The following is a 19,435-nucleotide window of genomic DNA, read 5'->3' on the forward strand; positions in this document are numbered from 1 at the left end:
GAGGATATCGATGAGCCTGGCGACACGCACGCTCGGACGCAGCAACCTCAAGGTCACGGTCCTCGGCTTCGGCACGGCGCCGCTTGGCGACCTCTATGCGAGGCTCGACGATGCCACGGCCGTCGCCACCGTCGAGGCCGCGCTCGCGGCCGGCATCACGCTCCTCGACACCTCGCCGCACTACGGCAACGGCCTTGCCGAGCACCGCTGCGGCACGGCGCTCCGGCGCCACGAGCGCAGCGACGTCGTGCTCTCGACCAAGGTCGGGCGGGTGATGGATCCGCGCCAGCGGCCGGCGACGCCAGCGCGGAGCGACGTGATCTCGCCCGGCTTCGCCGGCGGCCTGCCGCACAAGGCCTCCTTCGATTATTCCTACGACGGCGCCATGCGCTCCTTCGAGCAGTCGCTGCTGCGCCTCGGCACCGACCGCATCGACGTGCTGCTCATCCATGACGTCGACGTCTGGACCCATGGCGCCGACGGCATCGAGGCCCGCTTCAAGGAGGCGATGGACGGCGCCTACCGGGCCCTCGCCGACCTGCGCGACCAGAAGGTGATCAAGGCCATCGGCGTCGGCATCAACGAGGCCGACATGTGCGAGCGCTTCGCCCGCGCCGGCGACTTCGACTGCATGCTGCTCGCGGGGCGCTATTCGCTCCTGGAGCAGCCGGCGCTCGAGGGCTTCCTGCCGCTGGCGCAGGAAAAGAACATCGGCGTCATGCTCGGCGGCGTGTTCAACTCCGGCATCCTCGCCACGGGCGCGGTGCCGGGCGCTCGCTACAACTACGCCCCCGCGCCCGATGCCGTCATGGACAAGGTGCGCCGCATCGAGGCCGTGTGCCGGGCCCATTCCGTCCCGCTCGCCCATGCGGCGCTGCACTTCGCCCTCGGCCATCCCGCGGTCGCGAGCCTCGTGCTCGGCGGCGTCGCGCCCGAGGAGGTGAGCCGCAACGTCGCCGCCTTCGCCGCCCCCCCGCCCGCGGGGCTGTGGAGCGACTTGAAGAGCGAGGGCCTGCTCGCTCCCGACGCGCCGACGCCCGCCTGATCGCCACCACCGGAGCCGACACGATGCTCAAGGGTCTCGACCCCGTCCTGACGCCCGACCTCCTCTGGGTGCTCGCCGCCATGGGCCACGGCGACGACCTCGCCCTCGTCGACGCCAATTTCCCGGCCGAGACGGTGGCGCGCCGCACCACCTCGGGCGAGCTCGTGCGCATCCCCGGCCTCACCATGGCGCGCGCCGCGGAGGCCGTGCTGTCGCTGCTGCCCGTCGACACCTTCGTCGACGATCCGGTACGGCGCATGGAGGTGGTGGGCGATGCCGTCACGGTGCCGCCGATCCAAAGCGAAGTGCAGGCGGTGATCGACCGGGCGGCCGGCAAGGCGCTGCCGCTCGTCGGCATCGAGCGCTATGCCTTCTACGAGGCGGCGAGCGGGGCCTTCGCGGTCGTGCAGGTGGGCGACATGCGCCCCTACGGCTGCTTCCTCATCCGCAAGGGCGTGGTGCTGGCGGAGTGAAACCGGCGACCCCGGCGGGCTCGCATCGGCTGGAGCCGCGTAGTATAAAACGATTCAAATAACCATATCAGCGGCCAACCAGCCCGCCCGGAAACACGCCCATGGACCGTCCCGTCACCCCCCGTACCCTTCGCCTCAACGCCAGCGACAACGTCATCGTCGCCGTCGATGCGCTGGAGCCCCGCGCTTCCGTCGACGGCGTCGCGGTGACGCAGCGCGTGCCGCGCGGCCACAAGATGGCGGTGGTGCCGGTGGCCGAGGGCGAGCCCATCGTCAAGTTCGGCCAGATCATCGGCTTTGCGTCGAAGCCCATCGCCCCCGGCGAGTGGGTGCACGAGCACAATGTCGAGATGCACGATTTCGCCCGCGACTACCGCTTCGCCGAGGCGGCGCGAGAGGAGGACATCCTGCCCGTCGAGCAGCAGGCGACCTTCGAGGGCTTCCGCCGGGCCAACGGCAAGGTCGGCACGCGCAACTACATCGGCATCCTCACCTCGGTGAACTGCTCGGCGACGGTCGCCCGCTACATGGCCGAGGAAATCCGCCGCTCAGGGCTTCTCGACGACTATCCGAATGTCGACGGCGTCATCCCGCTGGTACACGGCGGCGGCTGCGCCCTCGACGTCAAGGGCGAGGGCTACGAGGTCCTCAAGCGCACCCAGTGGGGCTATGCGACCAACCCCAACATGGCGGCGGTCGTCATGGTCGGCCTCGGCTGCGAAGGCTTCCAGATCGCGCGCTGGAAGGAGATCTACGGCATCACGGAGAGCGACACCTTCCGCTCCTTCACCATCCAGGAGATCGGCGGCACGAAGAAGACGGTGGAGGCCGGCGCCGCCGCCATCCGCGAGATGCTGCCCGTCGCCAACAGGGCGCGGCGCGAGACGGTGCCGGCGTCGGAGCTGATGCTCGCCCTGCAGTGCGGCGGCTCCGACGGCTATTCCGGCATCACGGCCAATCCGGCTCTCGGCGCGGCCGCCGACCTGCTCGTCAAGCACGGCGGCACGGCGATCCTCTCCGAGACGCCGGAGATCTACGGCGCCGAACATCTCCTGACGCGCCGCGCGGCCACCCGCGAGGTCGGCGAGAAGCTCGTCGAGCTCATCAAGTGGTGGGAGGATTACACCACCCGCAACAAGATGGAGATGAACAACAACCCCTCGCCCGGCAACAAGGCAGGCGGGCTCACGACGATCCTCGAGAAGTCGCTCGGCGCCGCGGCCAAGGGCGGCACGACGACGCTCACGGGCGTCTACCGCTATGCCGAGAAGGTCACCGCCAAGGGCTTCGTCTTCATGGATACGCCCGGCTACGACCCGGTCTCGGCAACGGGCCAGGTCGCCGGCGGCGCCAATGTCCTCGCCTTCACCACCGGCCGCGGCTCGGCCTACGGCTGCAAGCCGACGCCGTCGATCAAGCTCGCCACCAACAGCGAGATGTACCGGCGCATGGTCGACGACATGGACATCAACTGCGGCGACGTGGTCGAGGGCGTGTCGATCGAGGACAAGGGCCGCGAGATCTTCGAGAAGGTGCTGAAGGTCGCCTCCGGCGAGCGCTCCAAGTCCGAGGAGCTCGGCTACGGCGACGCCGAATTCGTGCCCTGGCAGATCGGCGCGACGATGTGAGAATAGCGGAGCGCTTGCGGTCCCACAGGCGACGACCTATGTTACATGTAACACAGGTCGGAGACTGAAATGGCAGGTGTCGCCAAGCGCGTGCAGCGCCATCGCGAGCGATTGCGGGCGGCCGGGCTGAAGCCGGTGCAGATCTGGATACCGGACCCGGCGCAGCCCGGCTTTGCCGAGGAATGCCGGCGCCAGTCGCAACTCATCGCCAAGAGCGCCGAGGAAGACGAGATCCTCGATTTCATCGAAGCGGTCTCGGACCATCGGGGCTGGCGTGAATGAGGCGCGGTGATCTCGTCACCGTGGCTCTTCCCGGGGCCTATGGCAAACCCAGACCGGCCCTGATCGTCCAGTCGGATCTCTTCAGCACGCATCCCTCCTTCACCTTGCTGCCGGTGACGAGTGAACTCGTCGCGGCGCCGCTCCTGCGCATCACGGTCGAGCCGAACGAGCGCAACGGCCTGCAGAAGGTCTCGCAGATCATGGTCGACAAGGCTCACACGGTGCCCCGCGGCAAGGTGGGCGAGCCTTTCGGCCGGCTCGACGAGACGGACCTTCTCGCGGTAAACCGCGCGCTCGCGCTCTTTCTCGGCTTTGCGTGAGGCATCGTGACCGACCGGCCCCGTTCCGTTCTCTTCCTCGTCACCGAGGACTGGTTCTTCGCTTCGCATTTCCTGCCCATGGCGCGGGCCGCGCGCGAGATGGGGCTTGCCGTGACGGTGGTGGCGCGGGTGCGGGCGCACCGGGAGGTGATCGAGGCGACGGGCGCGCGCGTGCTGGCGCTCGAGGCGGACCGGCGCAGCATGAGCCCCCTCGCCATCCTGCGCACCGTCGGTGCCATGCGCCGAGTGCTCGCCGAGGAGCGCCCCGACATCGTGCACGCCATCGCCCTGCGCTCCATCGTGCTCGGCGGCCTTGCGGCGCGTCTCGCCGGCATCGCCGGCCGCGTCTATGCGCTGACCGGCCTCGGCTTCCTCGGCGCCCGCCGCGATGCCGTCGCGCGCGTGGCGCGGGCCGGGCTTCGCCTCGTCATCCGCGGCGGGCTCGAAGGCCGCGGCACGCATTACCTCTTCGAGAACGAGGACGACCCGCGTCTCATCGGGCTCGATCCGCGCGCGCCGAACGTGACCATCGTCGGCGGCGCCGGTGTCGAGCCAGCGGATTATCCCGTGGCGCCGCTGCCGCCGCAGCCACCGCTCAGGGTGGCCGTCGTCGCGCGCATGCTGTGGTCGAAGGGCATCGACCTCGCGGTGGAGGCCGTCCGCCGCGCCCGCACGGACGGCGTCGCGGTCGAGCTCTCGCTCTTCGGCGCGCCGGATCCCGACAATCCCAAGGCGGTGCCGGAGGCGACGCTCCGGCAATGGTCGGAGGAGCCCGGCATCGCCTGGCGCGGCCCGACGCGCGACATCGCCGGCGTCTGGCGCGAGCACCACGTCTCGTGCCTGCCGTCGCGCGGCGGCGAGGGCCTGCCACGCACCTTGCTCGAAGGGGCGGTGAGCGGCCGCGCCGTCCTGACGACGGACGTGCCCGGCTGCCGTACGCTGGTGCGCGACGGCATCGAGGGCCTCGTGGTGCCGCCGGACGACGCAGCGGCTCTCGCCGAGGCCATCGCGCAGCTGGCGGCCGATCCGCGGCGCGTCGCCGCCATGGGCGCTGCGGCGCGCGCGCGCGTGCTCGACGGCTTCACGGAGCGCCACGTGATGGACGGGTTGAAGGACCTCTACCGCCGCATGCTCGACGAGCGGCCATGACGCGCCTCGCAACGGACAAGGCCGCTTTCGTCCGCACCCATACGCGGCTCCTGCCGGTGCCGCACGCGCCGGAGATCGTGCTGCATGTGGCGGACGAAGCGACGGCCCTGTGGGAGAAGACCGAGGAGGAGCTCGGCGCCATGGGGCTGCCGCCGCCCTTCTGGGCCTTCGCCTGGGCTGGCGGGCAGGCGCTGGCGCGCTATATCCTCGATCACCCGGCCATCGTCACCGGCAAGCGCGTGCTCGATTTCGCGTCGGGTTCGGGGCTCGTGGCCATCGCCGCCGCACGGGCCGGCGCGGCACAGGTGGACGCCTGCGACATCGACACCTTCGCGGCGGCGGCCATTGCGGTGAATGCCGAGGCCAACGGTGTCGCCCTCACCGTCCGCCAGGACAATCTCGTCGGCACGGACGAGGGGTGGGACTGCGTGCTGGCCGGCGACATCTGCTACGAGCGCGATCTCGCCGCTGCCGTCACCGACTGGCTGTCGCGCCTCGCCGCGCGCGGCGCCACTGTGCTCATCGGCGACCCCGGCCGCAGTTATCTGGCGCGCGAACGGCTCGCCGCGCTCGCCACCTATGAGGTGCCGGTGACGCGGGCGCTCGAAGACAACGAGATCAAGAAGACGAGCGTCTGGGCCTTTCGCGAGGCCTGAGATCAGCGCGTGAGGGTCTCGAGCGCCTCGCGGTGCAGAACGGCGCTGCCGGCCGAGAAGCAGCAGAAGACGACGCGTTCGATGGAAATATCCGGCAATCTCGCCAGCACGGTGCCCACCGCGACCGGCGCCGCCTCCTCGGGGGGAAAGCCGTAGACGCCGGTGGAGATGGCGGGAAAGGCGATGCGGGCAAGGCCGTGCGCATCGGCGAGGGCAAGCGCATTGCCGTAGCAGGCGGCGAGCAGCGTCGCCTCTCCCTCCGCGCCTCCCCGCCAGACGGGACCGACCGTGTGGATGACATGGGCCGACGGCAGCCGATAGCCGCGCGTGATCTTCGCCTCGCCGGTCTCGCACCCGCCGAGGGTGCGGCATTCGGCGAGAAGCTCCGGCCCCGCCGCCCGGTGGATCGCTCCGTCGACGCCGCCACCGCCGAGGAGCGTGCGGTTGGCGGCGTTGACGACGGCATCGACGGCGAGACGCGTGATGTCCCCCACCACGATCTCGATGATGCCGCCGGGAACGGCGGCCCGATGCGGCCAGTCGCCCATGGCCGGTCCTTCCGCGCTTCGTCAGGCGAATTCGTGGCGCAGGTCGAGCGTCGACCGCACGCCGACGTCATCATAGCTCTCCTTGAGCCATTTGCGCGCGGCCTGCCGGCCAAGATCGGCGAGGCGCTGCAGGAGGCTCCAGTCCGCCGACAGGCGCGAGGCCGCCGTCACGCGCTTCATCAGGAGGTCGGCGTCGATGCGGTGCATGAGCACGCGCTTGTACTCGTCCTTCGACAGCTTGCCCTCGTCGATGAGGCGCGTGACGAATTCGATGGCGCGCATCTCGCGCAGGAGTGTCGCGTTGAAGGTGATCTCGGTCAGGCGGTTCTGGATCTCGCGGGCGGAGCGCGGCGTCTCCTCCCGCTCGATCGGATTGATCTGCACCAGGAGCACGTCGTCGCTCGCCGCGCCGTAGAACAGCGGAAAGAGGGCGGGATTGCCCATGTAGCCGCCGTCCCAATAGGGCACGCCGTCGATCTCGACCGCCTGGAAGACCATGGGCAGGCAGGCCGAGGCCATGATGTGGTCGGCGGTCAGCTCCGGGCGCTCGAAGAGCTTGATCTTGCCCGTGCGCACGTTGGTCGCGGCGATGAAGAGCGAGACCGAGTTGCAGGCGCGCACCTTGTCGAAGTCGATCAGCTCCTCGATGAGGTCGCGGAGCGGATTGATGTTGAGCGGGTTGAAGTCGTAGGGGCTGGCGAAGCGCGACACCATGTCGAACCACAGGAGGCCGGGCGGCTCGTCGCCCCCGCCCCAGATGCCGAGCATGCGGTCGACGAGCGAGCGCTGCAGCGGCGACAGCGCCCCGTCGCGGCTGACGCGCCGCCAGAAGGTCTCGAGGTCGCGCCGTGCGCCGTCGATGCCGGCCTCGATGAAGCCCTGAGTCATGACGACGGCGTTCATGGCGCCGGCGCTCGTGCCCGAGATCGCCTCGATGGCGAGCCGGCCATCCTCGAGCAGGGCGTCGACGACGCCCCAGGTGAAGGCGCCGTGGGCGCCGCCGCCCTGCAGGGCAAGGCAGATGCTCTTCTCGGCCTTCGGGCCGGCGATGCCGGCAAAGCCGCCCGCCGGCTTGCCGGGGGCTTGCCGGCAGGATGGCGGACGCGGGGGGCGCGGCCGGTCATTCGGCCGTCCAGCCGCCGTCGATGGTGGCGATCGCGCCCGTGATGGAGCGCGCGGCGTCGGAGGCGAGGAAGACGGCGTAGGCGGCGACTTCGTCCACCGTCACGAATTCCTTCGTCGGCTGGCCGGCGAGCAGCACCTTCTCCTTCACCTCGGCCTCGCTGATGCCACGGGCCTTGGCCGTGTCGGGAATCTGCTTCTCGACGAGCGGCGTCCAGACATAGCCGGGGCAGATGGCGTTCACCGTGATGCCGTGGGTCGCGACCTCGAGGGCGATCGTCTTGGTGAGGCCGGCGATGCCGTGCTTGGCCGCCACATAGGCCGACTTGTAGGGCGAGGCGACGAGGGCATGGGCGGAAGCGGTGTTGATGATGCGGCCCCAGCGGCGCGCCTTCATGCCGGGCACGGCCGCCCGGATGCCATGGAAGGCGGAGGAGAGATTGATCGCGATGATCTGGTCCCACTTCTCGACCGGGAACTCCTCAACGGGCGCGACATGCTGGATGCCGGCATTGTTGACGAGCACGTCGACGGAGCCGAGGGACTTCTCGGTATCGGCGATCATCTGGGCGATCTCGGCCGGCTTCGTCATGTCGGCGCCGGAATAGATGGCCTTGACGCCGAACTCGCGCTCGATCGTCGCCCGTTCCCGCTCGATGGCAGCCGGCTCGCCGAAGCCGTTGATGACGACGTGGGCACCCTCGGCGGCCAGGGCCCGGGCGATGGCGAGCCCGATGCCGCTCGTTGAACCGGTGACGACGGCGGTGCGCGATTTCAGCGACATGTGTTGCTCCCGATGGCTGCTGTTATGATGTTCCTGGACGCGACGAAGAACTCTTCTCGCAAGGCCCTCTTCGCGGCGAAGCGCCGCCGCGGGGTGGGCAACTGGGGTGATAGACCCTATCTATGTTGCGCCGCACTGCAAACCCACGTCGCACGGGGACCGCTCGCCGCGAGTCCCTTCGCGCAACCGGTGGCACGAGGCCGCGGCGGACATGCGCTCGGTGCGGTGCCTCGCCGGGCGAGTAACGCTATAATGTTCGCATTGAGGCACCGTATCGCCACCGCCTGATGACAGCGGCGGCGGGCAACGGCCACGGGACAGACAGCGACACGATGCACGAGATCGAGGCAGGCCACGACCATCACCATCACCACGGCGAGGACGGGGATTGCGCCCATGCCGCCGCCCGGCTGAAGGAGGCGCCTGCCGCGCTCGATGCGGCCGAGGCCGCCTGCCGGACACGCGGCCAGCGGCTGACGCCGATCCGCCGCGCCGTGCTGGAGACGCTCTATGCCACGCACCGGCCGCTCGGCGCCTACGACCTCGCCGAGGCGCTGACCCGGCAGGACGAGCGGCGGGTGGCGCCGATCACGATCTACCGCGCCCTCGACTTCCTCCTGGAGCAGGGCTTCGTGCACAAGCTGGAGACGAAGAACGCCTTCGTCGCCTGCCCGCACCATCACGAGCCCGGGGAGCTCGTCGTCTTCCTCATCTGCGAGACCTGCGGCGGCGTCGACGAGGCCTCCTCGCCCGAGGTCGGCGCGGCCCTCAGGCGGGTGCTGACCGGCGCCGCCTTCAAGCCGCGGGCCCAGGTCGTCGAGATCGCCGGCACGTGTGCCCATTGCCGGGCAGGCGCAAAAGGCGAAAGTCAAGCCTTGACCTGACGGCGCGAGAGGCGCAGCAAGACCTTCGATCGTCCAAACGAGCCTTCCGAGCCGATCGCATGACAGCTGACATCACCCATCTGCCGGGCACCGAGGCGCTGACGCCTGCCCCTGCGGGCGCAGGCGCGCGGCACCGCACCGTCGGCGTCAAGGTCGGCTCCGTCGCGGTCGGCGGCGGGGCGCCCATCGTCGTCCAGTCGATGACCAACACCGACACGGCCGATGTCGAGGCGACGGTGCGGCAGGTGGCCGCGCTCGCGCGCGCGGGGTCCGAGCTCGTGCGCATCACCGTCGACCGGGCCGAGGCGGCGGCAGCGGTGCCGCACATTCGCGACAAATTGGCGCGGATGGGCATCGCCGTGCCCATCGTCGGCGACTTCCACTTCATCGGCCACAAGCTGCTCGCCGACCATCCGGCCTGCGCCGAGGCGCTCGACAAGTACCGCATCAATCCCGGCAACGTCGGCTTCAAGGACAAGAAGGACCGGCAGTTCGGCATGATCGTCGAGACGGCGATCCGCTGGCAGAAGCCCGTGCGCATCGGCGCCAACTGGGGCTCGCTCGACCAGGAGCTGCTGACGCACCTCATGGACATCAACGCCCGCTCGCCCCGGCCCGTCGATGCGCGCGCCGTCACGCGCGAGGCGCTGGTGCGCTCGGCGCTCCTGTCGGCCGAGCGGGCCGAGGAGATCGGCCTTGCACGCGACAGGATCATCCTCTCCGCCAAGGTCTCGGCGGTGCAGGACCTCATCGCCGTCTACCGCGACCTCGCCGCGCGCTCGGACTATGCCCTGCATCTCGGCCTCACCGAGGCCGGCATGGGCTCCAAGGGCATCGTCGCCTCGGCCGCGGCCATCGGCATCCTCCTGCAGGAAGGCGTCGGCGACACGATCCGCTTCTCGCTGACGCCCGAGCCCGGGGGCGACCGCACGCTCGAGGTCAAGGCGGCCCAGGAGCTGCTGCAGACCATGGGCTTCCGCACCTTCGTGCCGCTGGTCGCCGCCTGCCCCGGCTGCGGGCGCACGACCTCCACCGTGTTCCAGGAGCTCGCCCGCGACATCCAGGACTGGATCTCGACCTCGATGCCCGAGTGGAAGACGCGCTATCCCGGCGTCGAGGCGCTCAACGTCGCGGTCATGGGCTGCATCGTCAACGGGCCGGGCGAATCGAAACATGCCGACATCGGCATCTCGCTGCCCGGCACGGGGGAAATGCCGGCCGCGCCGGTCTTCATCGACGGGCAGAAGGCCACGACCCTGCGCGGGCCGACGATTGCGGCGGAATTCAAGACGCTGGTCGCCGATTACATCGACAGGCGCTTCGGGCAGCGCCTGTCGAAGGCCGCCGAGTAGCCTGCCGTCCCATCCTATCCGTTTGACAATTCACACTTTCCGGCGATCGGCGCATGGGGCGTTTGCCCGGCCTGCCGCTTGTGGTAAACACCGCCGGCCCTAAGGGTGCCTTCGTCGCGGCCCAGCCGCCCCGAAGGGTAACAGCGCGCCGTGCGGCCGGCTGCCGGCGGCATTCATGTGTGGCCAACCATAGGCCTTCATCCATATGGTTTCAGATACCAAAGCCTCCATGCTCGCAGGTCAGGGCAGCAGCAGCGAGCAGGCTGCCGGCGACATGGGACAGGCCGGGGTGCATGCGCCCTCCAGCTTCTTCGCCCTCGCGCTCGGATCCGTCGGCGTCGTCTACGGCGACATCGGCACGAGCCCGCTCTATGCGCTGCGCGAGGCGGTGCATGCCGTCTCGGACGGCGACGGGCCCATCGCCCGCGAAACGATCATCGGCGTGCTGTCGCTCATCCTGTGGTCGCTCATCCTCGTGGTGACGATCAAATACGTGGTGATCCTGCTCAGGGCCGACAACAAGGGCGAAGGCGGCACGCTGAGCCTCGTGGCCCTTGCCCAGCGGGCGATGGGCCGCTCGCACGCCCTCGTCCTCGCGCTCGGCATCACCGGCGCCGCGCTGTTCTACGGCGATTCCATGCTGACGCCGGCGATCTCGGTGCTGTCGGCCGTCGAGGGCCTCAAGCTCGCGGCGCCGGAGCTCGGCGACTATGTCGTGCCCATCACCGTCGCCATCCTCGTCGCGCTCTTCGCCGTGCAGAGCCGCGGCACCGGCAAGGTCGCCGCGTTCTTCGGGCCGATCATGGGCGTGTGGTTCACGGTGCTGGCGGTGACGGGCATCCTGCACATCATGGACGATCCGGACGTCTTCCGGGCGCTGTGGCCGCACTACGGGCTGATGTTCCTCATCAACCACTCGGTCGTCGCCTTCGCGGTCCTCGGCGCCGTCTGCCTGGCCGTGACGGGAGCCGAGGCGCTCTATGCCGATCTCGGCCACTTCGGGCGCGGCCCCATCCGCGCGGCCTGGCTGTGCTTCGTCTTTCCCGCCCTGGTGCTGAACTATTTCGGGCAGGGCGCGCTCGTGCTCGCCCATCCGGACGCCATCGAGAACCCGTTCTACCGCATGGTGCCCGACTGGGGCCTTCTGCCCCTCACCATCCTGGCGACGGTGGCGACCATCATCGCGAGCCAGGCCGTCATCACCGGCGCCTTCTCGCTCACGCGCCAGGCCATCCAGCTCGGCCTGCTGCCGCGGCTCGAGGTGCGCTTCACCTCGGCCTCGCACCAGGGCCAGATCTTCCTGCCGCGCGTCAACGCCATGCTGCTCATCGGCGTGCTCTTCCTCGTGGCCATGTTCGGCTCCTCGAGCGGCCTCGCCCACGCCTACGGCATCTCGGTCTTCGGCGCGATGGTGGTGGACGGCATCCTCGCCATCCTCGTCATCTGGAAGGGCTGGCGCTGGAGCCTCGCCGCCGCCGTCCTGCTGATCGTGCCGTTCCTGACGATCGACATCGCCTTCTTCTCGGCGAACCTGCTCAAATTGTTCTCCGGCGGCTATGTGCCGGTGCTGCTGGCGAGCGTGCTCATCGTCGTGATGTGGACCTGGGTGAAGGGCACCGCCATCCTCTTCGCCAAGACGCGCAAGGTGGACGTGCCGCTCGTCGAGCTCGTGGAGATGCTGCAGAAGAGCCCGCCGCACCGCATCAAGGGCACGGCCGTGTTCCTGACGAGCGATCCGGAGACCGCCCCCTCGGCGCTGCTGCACAACCTCAAGCACAACAAGGTGCTGCACGAGAAGAACGCCATCCTCACCGTCAGGACGGCCGACGTGCCGCGCATCAACGACGAGGAGCGCGTCAACATCGAGCCCATCGCCGACGGCTTCTGGCGGGTGGAGATGACCTTCGGCTACATGGAGATGCCCAACGTGCCGAAGGGCCTCGCCATCCTGCGCAAGCGGGGCTTCAAGTTCGACATCATGTCGACGTCGTTCTTCCTCTCGCGCCGCTCCATCCGGCCCGCCGCCCAGTCGGGCATGCCGATGTGGCAGGACAGGCTGTTCATCTCGCTCGCCAAGAACGCCAACGACGCGACGGACTTCTTCCAGATCCCCACCGGCCGCGTCGTCGAGGTCGGCACCCAGGTGACGGTGTAGGCGCCGCGCCCAGCCCCCCCTCTCCCCGCTGGCGGGGAGAGGGAGCACCAGGCCCGCGGCCACGCGATCCGATAAGACCTACTTGCGGCGCGCGGCGGCGAAGCGCGCCGCCTCGCGCAGCGTGTCCGCCGCCGGGCCGAAGGGGGCGAGCGCCGCCACGGCCTCCTCGGCGAGGCGATCGCGCTCCGCCCGCGCCGCCTCGATGCCGAGCACGTCGACGAGCGTCGCCTTGCCCCTGTCGGCATCCTTGGCGGCGCGCTTGCCGAGCGCGTCCGTGCTCGCCTCCCGGTCGAGGATGTCGTCGGCAATCTGGAAGGCTGCGCCGAGGGCCCGGCCATAGACCGCGAGGCGACCCCGCTCCTCGGCCCCCGCCCGCGCGACAATCCCGCCCGCATCGACGGCAAAGGCGATGAGCGCTCCCGTCTTCATGGCCTGCAGGCGGCGCACCTCGGCCTCCGCGAAGGGCGTGGACCGGCTCTCGGCCTCGAGGTCCAGCATCTGCCCGCCGACCATGCCGCCGAGCCCGGCCGCCCGGGCAAGGCCGAGCACGAGCTCGGCACGGACGGCCGCCTCCGCCGTCAGGGCCGGATCGGCGAGCACGTCGAAGGCGAGCGTCAGCAGCGCGTCGCCGGCAAGGATGGCGGTGGCCTCGTCGAAGGCGCGGTGCACGGTGGGGCGGCCGCGCCTCAGGTCGTCGTCGTCCATGGCCGGCAGGTCGTCATGGACGAGGGAATAGCAATGCAGGAGCTCGATGGCGGCCCCCGCCCGCAGCGCCCCCTCCCCGGTCTCGCCGAAGAGCCGGGCCGTCTCGACGGTGAGGAAAGGACGCAGGCGCTTGCCACCGTCGAGCACGGCATGGCGCATGGCGGCGAGAAGGCGGGGCGGGCGGGCGATCTCGCCGGCGAGCGGCGTGCCGCCGAGAAGCGCCTCGAGCAGTGGCTCCAGCGCGCGGGCCGCGGCCTCGAGACGCTCGGTAAAAGCGGCGCTCAAGCTCGCCATGGTCGTTTCTCCCAGGTCGCCACCGGAACGTGAAGGCAAGCGTCGCTTGCCCGAGACGCCCGGATCGGTCAAGCCTATGGGCCACTCAGGGGCAGGGAGATGACCGCAAACGTGCAAGCAAGAAGCCGGGGGAGGCTGGCCATCGGCCGGACGGTGCTGCGCTGGACCATGCGCGCGGTGCTCGCCATCATGCTGTTCTGGGCCGTTTCCATCGCCGTCTACCGCGTCCTGCCGCCCGTCTCCACGCTGATGCTGGGGCGCTGGCTCACGCTGCAGCCGGTTGAGCGCATCTACATGCCGCTGTCGGACATATCGCCGCATCTCGCCCGGGCGGCCATCGCGGCGGAGGATTCGCGGTTCTGCATGCATGCGGGGATCGACTGGTTCGCCCTGCAGAGCGTCATCGAGGATGCATTCGGCGACGGCGCCTCGCGCGGGGCCTCCACCATCACCATGCAGACGGTGAAGAACATCCTCCTCTGGCCGGGCCGCTCCTACCTGCGCAAGGGGCTCGAGCTGCCGCTCGCGCTCGTCGTCGACACCGTCTGGCCGAAACGCCGGGTGATGGAGGCCTATCTCAACATCGCCGAGTGGGGAGAGGGCGTCTTCGGCGCCGAGGCGGCGGCGCGGCGCCATTTCGGCAAGAGCGCGCGGGATCTGACGCGGCGCGAGGCGGCCCTCCTCGTGGCCGCCTTGCCCAATCCGATCGCGCGCAACCCGGCCCGCCCGACCCGCTATCTGTCCACCTATGCCTCGCGCATCATGGGCCGCATGGGCAACGAGAACGTCTCCTGCCTCGGCGCGTAAAGGGAAAATCCCACTTTCTGCCGCCGAGGGCTAGCCAATCCGGCGCTGAGCCTGTATAAGCCCGCGTCCCAGAGACAGTTTCGTCAACGAGGGACCTGCGCCCCTTTGCGCGCGCAGGCCCGCAGAAGCCATCGACCGGAGTTGAGCCATGGCCGTTCCGAAAAGAAAAACGTCGCGGATGAAGCGCGGCCACCGCCGCTCCGCCGACGCGCTGCAGCAGCCCACCTACGTGGAAGACAAGGACTCGGGCGAGCTGCGTCGTCCGCACCACGTCGACCTCAAGACCGGCATGTATCGCGGCCGGCAGGTGCTGAAGCCCCGCGCCGAGGCGTGAGAGGCGGACGCTCCATCGAGCGATACGACAGGAAGGGCCGGTTCACCGGCCCTTTTTTGTTGCCGGCGTGCAGAGATCGCCACTCTTTACCGGCCGTTAACCCTTGCCGTTCATGATGCCCGCTAGCGTTTCTGCGCGCCGGTTCAGCCGCCGCCTCCGGTGCCAGACGCGGCAAGCTCCCAGACAGGCAGGACCCGGCAGCCGATGGCAGACTGGACAGGCGTCGCTCGTCGCGCGGACCATCCGGCGTCGCTCACGCCCGATGCCGCTGCCGCGCCGCTCGATCCCCGCCGGCTGCTGACGTCGCTCGGGGAGGTGGTCTACGACTGGGACCTTGCCAGCGACCGGCTCAGCTTCGGCAGCAACGGCGCCGAGGTCATCGGCCTCGACTGCAGGGGTGCGCTCGCGACCGGCGCGGCCTTCGACCGGCTGATCGACGTCGCCTCCGGCCCCGGCCGCTGCGCCTTCTTCCGCACCACCGCAGGCGAGGACACCGGCGCCGGCGTGCCCTTCCGCCTCCACTACCGCCTCAGGGCCGGCGCCACGGATGTCGCCGTCGAGGACAGCGGGCGCTGGTATGGGGGCCCCGACGGGCGCCCGGCGACCGTGCACGGCGTCATGCGCATCGCGCGCGAGCCCGCGCAGTCCGGCGTCGCACGGGCCGACGGCTGGGCTGACCTCGCCAGGACGATCGGCGCCCTCTTCGCCGAGGACTGCGGCCGCCGCACGCCGCTGACACTGATCTTCCTCGCCATCGACAATCTCGGGGCCATCAATGCGGCGCTCGGCTATGCGCGGGGCGACGACATCATCGCGGCCACCGCGCAGGTCCTGATGCGGCAGCTGCGGCAGGGCGACCTGCTCATCCGCCACGGCAGCAACCGCTTCGCGCTCGTCATGCGCGGCTGCTCCGCCCAGCAGGCGACGGTCGCCGCCGCGCGCATGGCCGGGCTCGCCGCGGCGGCCGGCGGGGCTGCGGCGGCGGTGCGCCTGCGCATGGGCGCCGCGACGGCGCCCCAGCATGCCGACGATGCGGAAACGCTGATGCGGAACGCCAATCTCGCCTTCGACGAGGCGCGGCGGCTGAGCGGCAGCGGCTTTGTCTTCTACGGACCGCAACTGGCTGCCACCATGACCACACGCCGTGCCACGGCGGACGGGATCGACATCCTCGCCGCCCTCAACGAACGCCGGATCGTGCCCGCGCGCCAGGCGATCGTCGATGCCGTGACGCGCCAGCCGGCCTTCCACGAGGCCCTGCTGCGCCTGCGACTGCCCGACGGGGGCGAGGCCGGGGCCGCGCGCCTCGTGCCCGCGGCCGAGAAGGTCGGGCTGATCGAGGCCGTCGACCACCGCATGCTCGAGCTGATCGCCGCCCGCATGATGGGCGAGCCGGGGCTGCGCATCGCCCTCAACATCTCGCCGCGCACGCTCGCGAGCCGCGCCTGGCTCGGCAATCTCGCCGCCCAGCTCGGCGCCTGCCCCGGCGTCGCCGAGCGGCTCATCATCGAGATCACCGAGACGGCGGCCGTCGAGGACCCGGGCGCCACGCGGGCCTCGCTCGACGCCATGAAGGCGCTCGGCGTCTTCATCGCCATCGACGATTTCGGCGCCGGACACACCTCCTTCCGGCACCTGCGCCATTTCCCCATCGACCTGCTCAAGATCGACGGCGCCTTCGTGCAGAACTTCGCGCGGTCGAGCGACGACCGCTTCTTCGTGCGCACGCTCGTCGACCTCGCCCAGCATCTCGGCATCGCCACGGTCGCCGAATGGGTGGAGGACGAGGACACCGCCCGCCTCCTCACCCAATGGGGGGTCGACTACCTGCAGGGCGAGCACATCGCGCCGGTGACGGCCTGGCCCGAGCCGGCCGGCCTCGCCGTGGAGCGTGCCAGGGAGCGGGCCAGGTCAGCCTGAGCCGGCCGTCAGCGCCGCCCCGGATCGCCGAGGCGCGCGCCGATCTCGTGAGCCCCGAGCAGCAGCAGCGCGAAGGCGAAGGGCACGAGATAGTAATACAGCCGGAACAGCAGCAGGGCGCCGAGGACCCCCTCGCGCGGCAAGTGCGACAGGGCGATCAGCATGGTCGCCTCGAAGACGCCTATGCCGCCCGGGGCGTGGCTGGCGATGCCGAGCATGCAGGCCGCGACATAGATGGCGAGGAAGGTCTCGTAGCTGAGGCCGTGGCCGCCCGGCAGGAGCACGAAGAGGACGCCCGCCGCCGCGCAGACGTCGCCCGCGCCGAGCAGCATCTGCCCGATGGACAGCCGGAAGCCCGGCAGTTCGAGGCGCCAGCCCTGCACGCTGACGCTGCGCCGCTTGACGCCGACCCAGGCGAGATAGCCGACGAGGGCGGCGACGATGGCGATGCCCAGCCCCTCGTTGAGCCGCACGACCGTGCCCGTCAGCGCCGCGACGGCGAGGCTCTCGCGCATCAGGCTCCAGGCCAGAACCGCGCTCATGCCGAGCCAGAAGGTGATGCCGGCGATGACGGTGAGGCCGACGATGGTCGGCGCCTTGATGCCGTAGGGCGAATAGATGCGGTAGCGCACCGCCCCGGAGGTGACGAGCGGAAAGCCCAGCGTGAAGCTGACGGCGTAGCTCGTGAAGGAGGCGAGCGCCGTGACGCGATAGGCGATGCTGCGGCCGAGCTGGCGCAGGGCGAGGGCGTCGTATCCCGTCAGCAGCAGGTAGCTGACGCAGGTGAAGAGGATGGCGAGCGCGATCTGCCGCACGCTGGCGGCCGCAAAGGCGTTCCTGAGCTCGGCAAGGCTGATCTCTCCGATGATGCGCCACAGCACGACCATCGAGGCGAGGAAGAGCGCGACGCTGACCACGGTGCCGATGAGCGACAGCCGGCGGCGCGTGTCGCCGGTGACCTCGACGGGCGGGCTCGGCGGGGGCGCGGCGAGCGCAGTGCCCGGCCCGGCTGCGGGCTGAACGGCCCCGGCACGTCCCCGGTCCCCGTCCACGGCGCCGGCCTCGTGCTCTCCTGCCTCCATGCTGCGGACGCGTCCCATCCCGTTTCACATGCGCGGCGCGGACCTCGAAGAGGCGCCGCACCCCGCCCGGTTATGGGGGCGGGGTGCGGCGAGTGCAAGGCGGCGGGCAGGGAAATCCGCTGCGGGCATGGCGCCCGTGCCGGGGCTGCAGGGCTGGCCGGGCCGTCCCTGCCGCAGGCGCGATGCAGGCGTCAGACGGTGGGCGCCGGGCGGCGGGCGAGACCGGCTGCCGCGCCCCGCCGGTACCTGAGGTCCAGCGCCGGGCGCTCCACCAGATGCCAGGAGACGAAGCCCGCCGCCAGCGCCAGCGGCGTCGCCATGAGCGATATGGCCGTCGGGCCGACCTCGGGCCCGAAGGCCCAGATCAGCAGCTGCTGCAGCGGAAAGGCGAACAGGTAGGCGCCGTAGGACATGTCGCCGAACCGCTCCTTCACGTCGAAGGACAGCGGATGCGCCAGCGCGGCATAGATGACGAGATAGGGCAGGGCCAGGAGATAGACGAACTGTGCGCCCGGCCGGTTCGCGAAGGCGTAGAGCAATATCAGGCAGGCGAGGGCGAGGCCGGCGCTGACCGGGACCGTTGCCCGGTGCACCCACAGCGCCGCGCCGAGCACGAAGACGAGGCCGTAGCGCAGGACCGGGAAGAGCGAGGCGCCAGCCCAGAGCTCGCCGCCCATGTTCCCCCAGGACAGGCCCCACACCTGGCTGCCCCAGAGCACGAGCCCCGCGACGGCGGCGACGAGCAGCAGCACGCCGCGGCGCGACAGGAGCCCGCAGACCATGGCGACCGGCAGGAGCAGGTAGAACCCGCATTCGAGCGCCAGGGTCCAGATGGAGCCGTTGACCCCGGTATGGGGCAGGTTCGTGAAGACGCCGGGCAGATTGAAGGACACGCCGAAGACGAAGATGTTGCGTGCGTGCTGCAGCGTCTCGGGATGGAGCAGGTAGTCGGCGAGGCCGAGGCTCGTGACCATGGGGCCGAGGCAGAAGATATCGAACACCGTCACGAGGGCGAGCGCCGGCACGATGCGCAGGACGCGGTTGAGGAGATACTGACCCGAGGCGTGCACGGTCACCGAACGCGCCACCAGGAAGCCGCTGATGGCGAAGAAGATGGCGACGCCCATGCCCCCGCCCGTGTCGTAGCCATCCGTCAGCCAGTGGAAGAGCTCCGCCCCGGTGCCGGTCAGCGTGTAGCTGTGGCTCCACAGCACCAGCAGCACCGCCACGAGGCGCAGGAGGTCGAAGTTGTTGGCCCGCGTTTCAAATGCTTCCCGTATCGTCATCGCCCCACCCGATCTGTTGCCGTCCCCTTGCCGCGCAGCGGGAACGCCCTCAACGCGCGATCGCGAGCGATATTATCAACCTATGGGTGCAGAACGTCGTAGGCTGCGAGTGGCGGATGGCGATCCCTGCAGCGCTCAGCCCGGATCGAGGAGCCGCGCCCCGGGGCCTTCGCGGGCGAGCGCATCGTGCGGGTTGCGCAGGCGGCAGGCCTTCACCGACAGGCACCCGCAGCCGATGCACTGGTCGAGCTGATCGCGCAGCCGCGTGAGGCGGTCTATGCGCAGGTCAAGCTCCTGCCGCCAGCTCAGCGACAGGGCCCGCCAGTCCTCCTCGGTCGGCGTGCGCCCCTCGGGCAATGCGGCCAGCGCCTCGCCGATGGCGGCGAGGGGAATGCCGACCCGCTGCGCCACCTTGATGACGGCGACGCGCCGCAGCACCTCGCGCGGATAGCGGCGCTGGTTGCCGGCGCTGCGCAGGCTGCGGATGAGCCCCTTCCGCTCGTAGAAATGCAGGGCCGAAACGGCGACGCCGCTGCGCCGCGCGACCTCGCCCACCGTCAGATCCCGGCCGACCGCCACAGGATCGGGCATCGTCATGCTCGCCCTCCA

20 protein-coding genes are annotated in these 19,435 nt (G+C 70.3%); 13 read left to right on the forward strand and 7 right to left on the reverse strand.

The window, feature by feature from the left end; all coding sequences use genetic code 11:
- Positions 1-10: 10 nt before the first annotated feature.
- The 7 genes from GGR16_RS08775 (at position 11) to GGR16_RS08805 (ending at position 5,553) form a co-directional block, all read left to right on the forward strand.
- Entirely contained in the window at positions 11-1,045 is a 1,035-nt protein-coding gene (locus GGR16_RS08775; RefSeq protein WP_019402753.1) for an aldo/keto reductase, read from the forward strand.
- A gap of 23 nt (positions 1,046-1,068) precedes the next feature.
- Positions 1,069-1,518, forward strand: coding sequence for an RbsD/FucU family protein (locus tag GGR16_RS08780; RefSeq protein ID WP_019402752.1), 450 nt, complete (start codon positions 1,069-1,071; stop codon positions 1,516-1,518).
- Between the two features lie 101 nt (positions 1,519-1,619).
- Entirely contained in the window at positions 1,620-3,146 is a 1,527-nt protein-coding gene (locus GGR16_RS08785; RefSeq protein ID WP_053193519.1) for a UxaA family hydrolase, read from the forward strand.
- 69 nt (positions 3,147-3,215) lie between these two features.
- Positions 3,216-3,428, forward strand: a complete 213-nt coding sequence (locus GGR16_RS08790; RefSeq protein ID WP_019400499.1) for an antitoxin MazE family protein — start codon at positions 3,216-3,218, stop codon at positions 3,426-3,428.
- Entirely contained in the window at positions 3,425-3,748 is a 324-nt protein-coding gene (locus GGR16_RS08795; protein ID WP_019400500.1) for a type II toxin-antitoxin system PemK/MazF family toxin, read from the forward strand. The genes GGR16_RS08790 and GGR16_RS08795 overlap by 4 nt, the downstream gene beginning before the upstream one ends.
- Before the next feature lie 6 nt (positions 3,749-3,754).
- Positions 3,755-4,897 carry a glycosyltransferase gene (locus tag GGR16_RS08800; RefSeq protein WP_019400501.1) on the forward strand — a complete coding sequence of 381 codons (1,143 nt, stop codon included), beginning with the start codon at positions 3,755-3,757 and terminating at the stop codon, positions 4,895-4,897.
- Positions 4,894-5,553, forward strand: coding sequence for a class I SAM-dependent methyltransferase (locus tag GGR16_RS08805; protein WP_019400502.1), 660 nt, complete (start codon positions 4,894-4,896; stop codon positions 5,551-5,553). The genes GGR16_RS08800 and GGR16_RS08805 overlap by 4 nt, the downstream gene beginning before the upstream one ends.
- A 2-nt stretch (positions 5,554-5,555) precedes the next feature.
- On the opposite strand, the gene GGR16_RS08810 is transcribed toward GGR16_RS08805, so the two are convergent.
- From GGR16_RS08810 to GGR16_RS08820, 3 genes are all read right to left on the reverse strand, one after another.
- Complete coding sequence (locus tag GGR16_RS08810; RefSeq protein WP_183316389.1) at positions 5,556-6,101, reverse strand: O-acetyl-ADP-ribose deacetylase; 546 nt, start codon at positions 6,099-6,101, stop codon at positions 5,556-5,558.
- Positions 6,102-6,122: 21 nt separating this feature from the next.
- On the reverse strand, positions 6,123-7,151 hold the full coding sequence (locus GGR16_RS08815) for a patatin-like phospholipase family protein (RefSeq protein WP_040403478.1): 1,029 nt from the start codon (positions 7,149-7,151) through the stop codon (positions 6,123-6,125).
- Between the two features lie 70 nt (positions 7,152-7,221).
- A complete protein-coding gene (locus GGR16_RS08820; protein ID WP_019400505.1) occupies positions 7,222-8,007 on the reverse strand; it encodes a 3-hydroxybutyrate dehydrogenase in 786 nt (261 codons plus the stop codon).
- A 332-nt stretch (positions 8,008-8,339) separates the two neighbouring features.
- Between GGR16_RS08820 and GGR16_RS08825 the strand changes: the two genes are divergently transcribed.
- The 3 genes from GGR16_RS08825 to GGR16_RS08835 all read left to right on the forward strand — a co-directional run bounded on the left by GGR16_RS08825 (position 8,340) and on the right by GGR16_RS08835 (position 12,398).
- Positions 8,340-8,891, forward strand: coding sequence for a Fur family transcriptional regulator (locus GGR16_RS08825; protein ID WP_156332718.1), 552 nt, complete (start codon positions 8,340-8,342; stop codon positions 8,889-8,891).
- A gap of 59 nt (positions 8,892-8,950) precedes the next feature.
- Entirely contained in the window at positions 8,951-10,243 is a 1,293-nt protein-coding gene (gene ispG / locus GGR16_RS08830) for a flavodoxin-dependent (E)-4-hydroxy-3-methylbut-2-enyl-diphosphate synthase (RefSeq protein ID WP_019400507.1), read from the forward strand.
- A 229-nt stretch (positions 10,244-10,472) separates the two neighbouring features.
- Entirely contained in the window at positions 10,473-12,398 is a 1,926-nt protein-coding gene (locus GGR16_RS08835; RefSeq protein WP_156332717.1) for a potassium transporter Kup, read from the forward strand.
- Between the two features lie 78 nt (positions 12,399-12,476).
- Here the strand turns inward: GGR16_RS08835 and GGR16_RS08840 are convergent, their stop codons facing one another.
- The gene (locus GGR16_RS08840; RefSeq protein ID WP_183316390.1) at positions 12,477-13,397 is read right to left on the reverse strand and encodes a polyprenyl synthetase family protein; all 921 of its coding nucleotides are present in this window, start codon (positions 13,395-13,397) and stop codon (positions 12,477-12,479) included.
- Positions 13,398-13,496: 99 nt separating this feature from the next.
- Here GGR16_RS08840 and mtgA point away from each other — a divergent pair, with 99 nt between their 5' ends.
- The 3 genes from mtgA (at position 13,497) to GGR16_RS08855 (ending at position 16,458) form a co-directional block, all read left to right on the forward strand.
- On the forward strand, positions 13,497-14,204 hold the full coding sequence (gene mtgA / locus GGR16_RS08845) for a monofunctional biosynthetic peptidoglycan transglycosylase (protein WP_085952966.1): 708 nt from the start codon (positions 13,497-13,499) through the stop codon (positions 14,202-14,204).
- Between the two features lie 148 nt (positions 14,205-14,352).
- Positions 14,353-14,538 (forward strand): 50S ribosomal protein L32, encoded by a 186-nt coding sequence (rpmF, locus tag GGR16_RS08850; protein WP_026014831.1) that lies wholly within the window; start codon positions 14,353-14,355, stop codon positions 14,536-14,538.
- Between the two features lie 204 nt (positions 14,539-14,742).
- Positions 14,743-16,458: a bifunctional diguanylate cyclase/phosphodiesterase gene (locus GGR16_RS08855; protein WP_183316391.1), complete on the forward strand. Its 1,716-nt coding sequence runs from the start codon at positions 14,743-14,745 to the stop codon at positions 16,456-16,458.
- 8 nt (positions 16,459-16,466) lie between these two features.
- On the opposite strand, the gene GGR16_RS08860 is transcribed toward GGR16_RS08855, so the two are convergent.
- The 3 genes from GGR16_RS08860 to soxR all read right to left on the reverse strand — a co-directional run bounded on the left by GGR16_RS08860 (position 16,467) and on the right by soxR (position 19,423).
- On the reverse strand, positions 16,467-17,540 hold the full coding sequence (locus GGR16_RS08860) for a lysylphosphatidylglycerol synthase domain-containing protein (RefSeq protein WP_183316392.1): 1,074 nt from the start codon (positions 17,538-17,540) through the stop codon (positions 16,467-16,469).
- A gap of 191 nt (positions 17,541-17,731) precedes the next feature.
- Positions 17,732-18,826 carry an acyltransferase family protein gene (locus tag GGR16_RS08865; RefSeq protein ID WP_183316393.1) on the reverse strand — a complete coding sequence of 365 codons (1,095 nt, stop codon included), beginning with the start codon at positions 18,824-18,826 and terminating at the stop codon, positions 17,732-17,734.
- Between the two features lie 135 nt (positions 18,827-18,961).
- On the reverse strand, positions 18,962-19,423 hold the full coding sequence (gene soxR, locus GGR16_RS08870; RefSeq protein WP_019404765.1) for a redox-sensitive transcriptional activator SoxR: 462 nt from the start codon (positions 19,421-19,423) through the stop codon (positions 18,962-18,964).
- Positions 19,424-19,435 lie beyond the last annotated feature (12 nt).

Source organism: Chelatococcus caeni (assembly GCF_014196925.1).
GTDB classification, from domain to species: Bacteria; Pseudomonadota; Alphaproteobacteria; order Rhizobiales; family Beijerinckiaceae; genus Chelatococcus_A; species Chelatococcus_A caeni.

What these genes read in the sequence shown, in the direction of transcription:
- soxR (WP_019404765.1), bottom strand. Translation starts at nt 19,423, where the DNA reads ATGACGATGCCCGATCCTGTGGCGGTCGGCCGGGATCTGACGGTGGGC.
- GGR16_RS08805 (WP_019400502.1), top strand. Translation starts at nt 4,894, where the DNA reads ATGACGCGCCTCGCAACGGACAAGGCCGCTTTCGTCCGCACCCATACG.
- GGR16_RS08790 (WP_019400499.1), top strand. Translation starts at nt 3,216, where the DNA reads ATGGCAGGTGTCGCCAAGCGCGTGCAGCGCCATCGCGAGCGATTGCGG.
- GGR16_RS08810 (WP_183316389.1), bottom strand. Translation starts at nt 6,101, where the DNA reads ATGGGCGACTGGCCGCATCGGGCCGCCGTTCCCGGCGGCATCATCGAG.
- GGR16_RS08835 (WP_156332717.1), top strand. Translation starts at nt 10,473, where the DNA reads ATGCTCGCAGGTCAGGGCAGCAGCAGCGAGCAGGCTGCCGGCGACATG.
- GGR16_RS08840 (WP_183316390.1), bottom strand. Translation starts at nt 13,397, where the DNA reads ATGGCGAGCTTGAGCGCCGCTTTTACCGAGCGTCTCGAGGCCGCGGCC.
- GGR16_RS08825 (WP_156332718.1), top strand. Translation starts at nt 8,340, where the DNA reads ATGCACGAGATCGAGGCAGGCCACGACCATCACCATCACCACGGCGAG.
- mtgA (WP_085952966.1), top strand. Translation starts at nt 13,497, where the DNA reads ATGACCGCAAACGTGCAAGCAAGAAGCCGGGGGAGGCTGGCCATCGGC.
- ispG (WP_019400507.1), top strand. Translation starts at nt 8,951, where the DNA reads ATGACAGCTGACATCACCCATCTGCCGGGCACCGAGGCGCTGACGCCT.
- rpmF (WP_026014831.1), top strand. Translation starts at nt 14,353, where the DNA reads ATGGCCGTTCCGAAAAGAAAAACGTCGCGGATGAAGCGCGGCCACCGC.
- GGR16_RS08785 (WP_053193519.1), top strand. Translation starts at nt 1,620, where the DNA reads ATGGACCGTCCCGTCACCCCCCGTACCCTTCGCCTCAACGCCAGCGAC.
- GGR16_RS08775 (WP_019402753.1), top strand. Translation starts at nt 11, where the DNA reads ATGAGCCTGGCGACACGCACGCTCGGACGCAGCAACCTCAAGGTCACG.
- GGR16_RS08820 (WP_019400505.1), bottom strand. Translation starts at nt 8,007, where the DNA reads ATGTCGCTGAAATCGCGCACCGCCGTCGTCACCGGTTCAACGAGCGGC.
- GGR16_RS08855 (WP_183316391.1), top strand. Translation starts at nt 14,743, where the DNA reads ATGGCAGACTGGACAGGCGTCGCTCGTCGCGCGGACCATCCGGCGTCG.
- GGR16_RS08865 (WP_183316393.1), bottom strand. Translation starts at nt 18,826, where the DNA reads ATGACGATACGGGAAGCATTTGAAACGCGGGCCAACAACTTCGACCTC.
- GGR16_RS08780 (WP_019402752.1), top strand. Translation starts at nt 1,069, where the DNA reads ATGCTCAAGGGTCTCGACCCCGTCCTGACGCCCGACCTCCTCTGGGTG.
- GGR16_RS08860 (WP_183316392.1), bottom strand. Translation starts at nt 17,540, where the DNA reads ATGGAGGCAGGAGAGCACGAGGCCGGCGCCGTGGACGGGGACCGGGGA.
- GGR16_RS08795 (WP_019400500.1), top strand. Translation starts at nt 3,425, where the DNA reads ATGAGGCGCGGTGATCTCGTCACCGTGGCTCTTCCCGGGGCCTATGGC.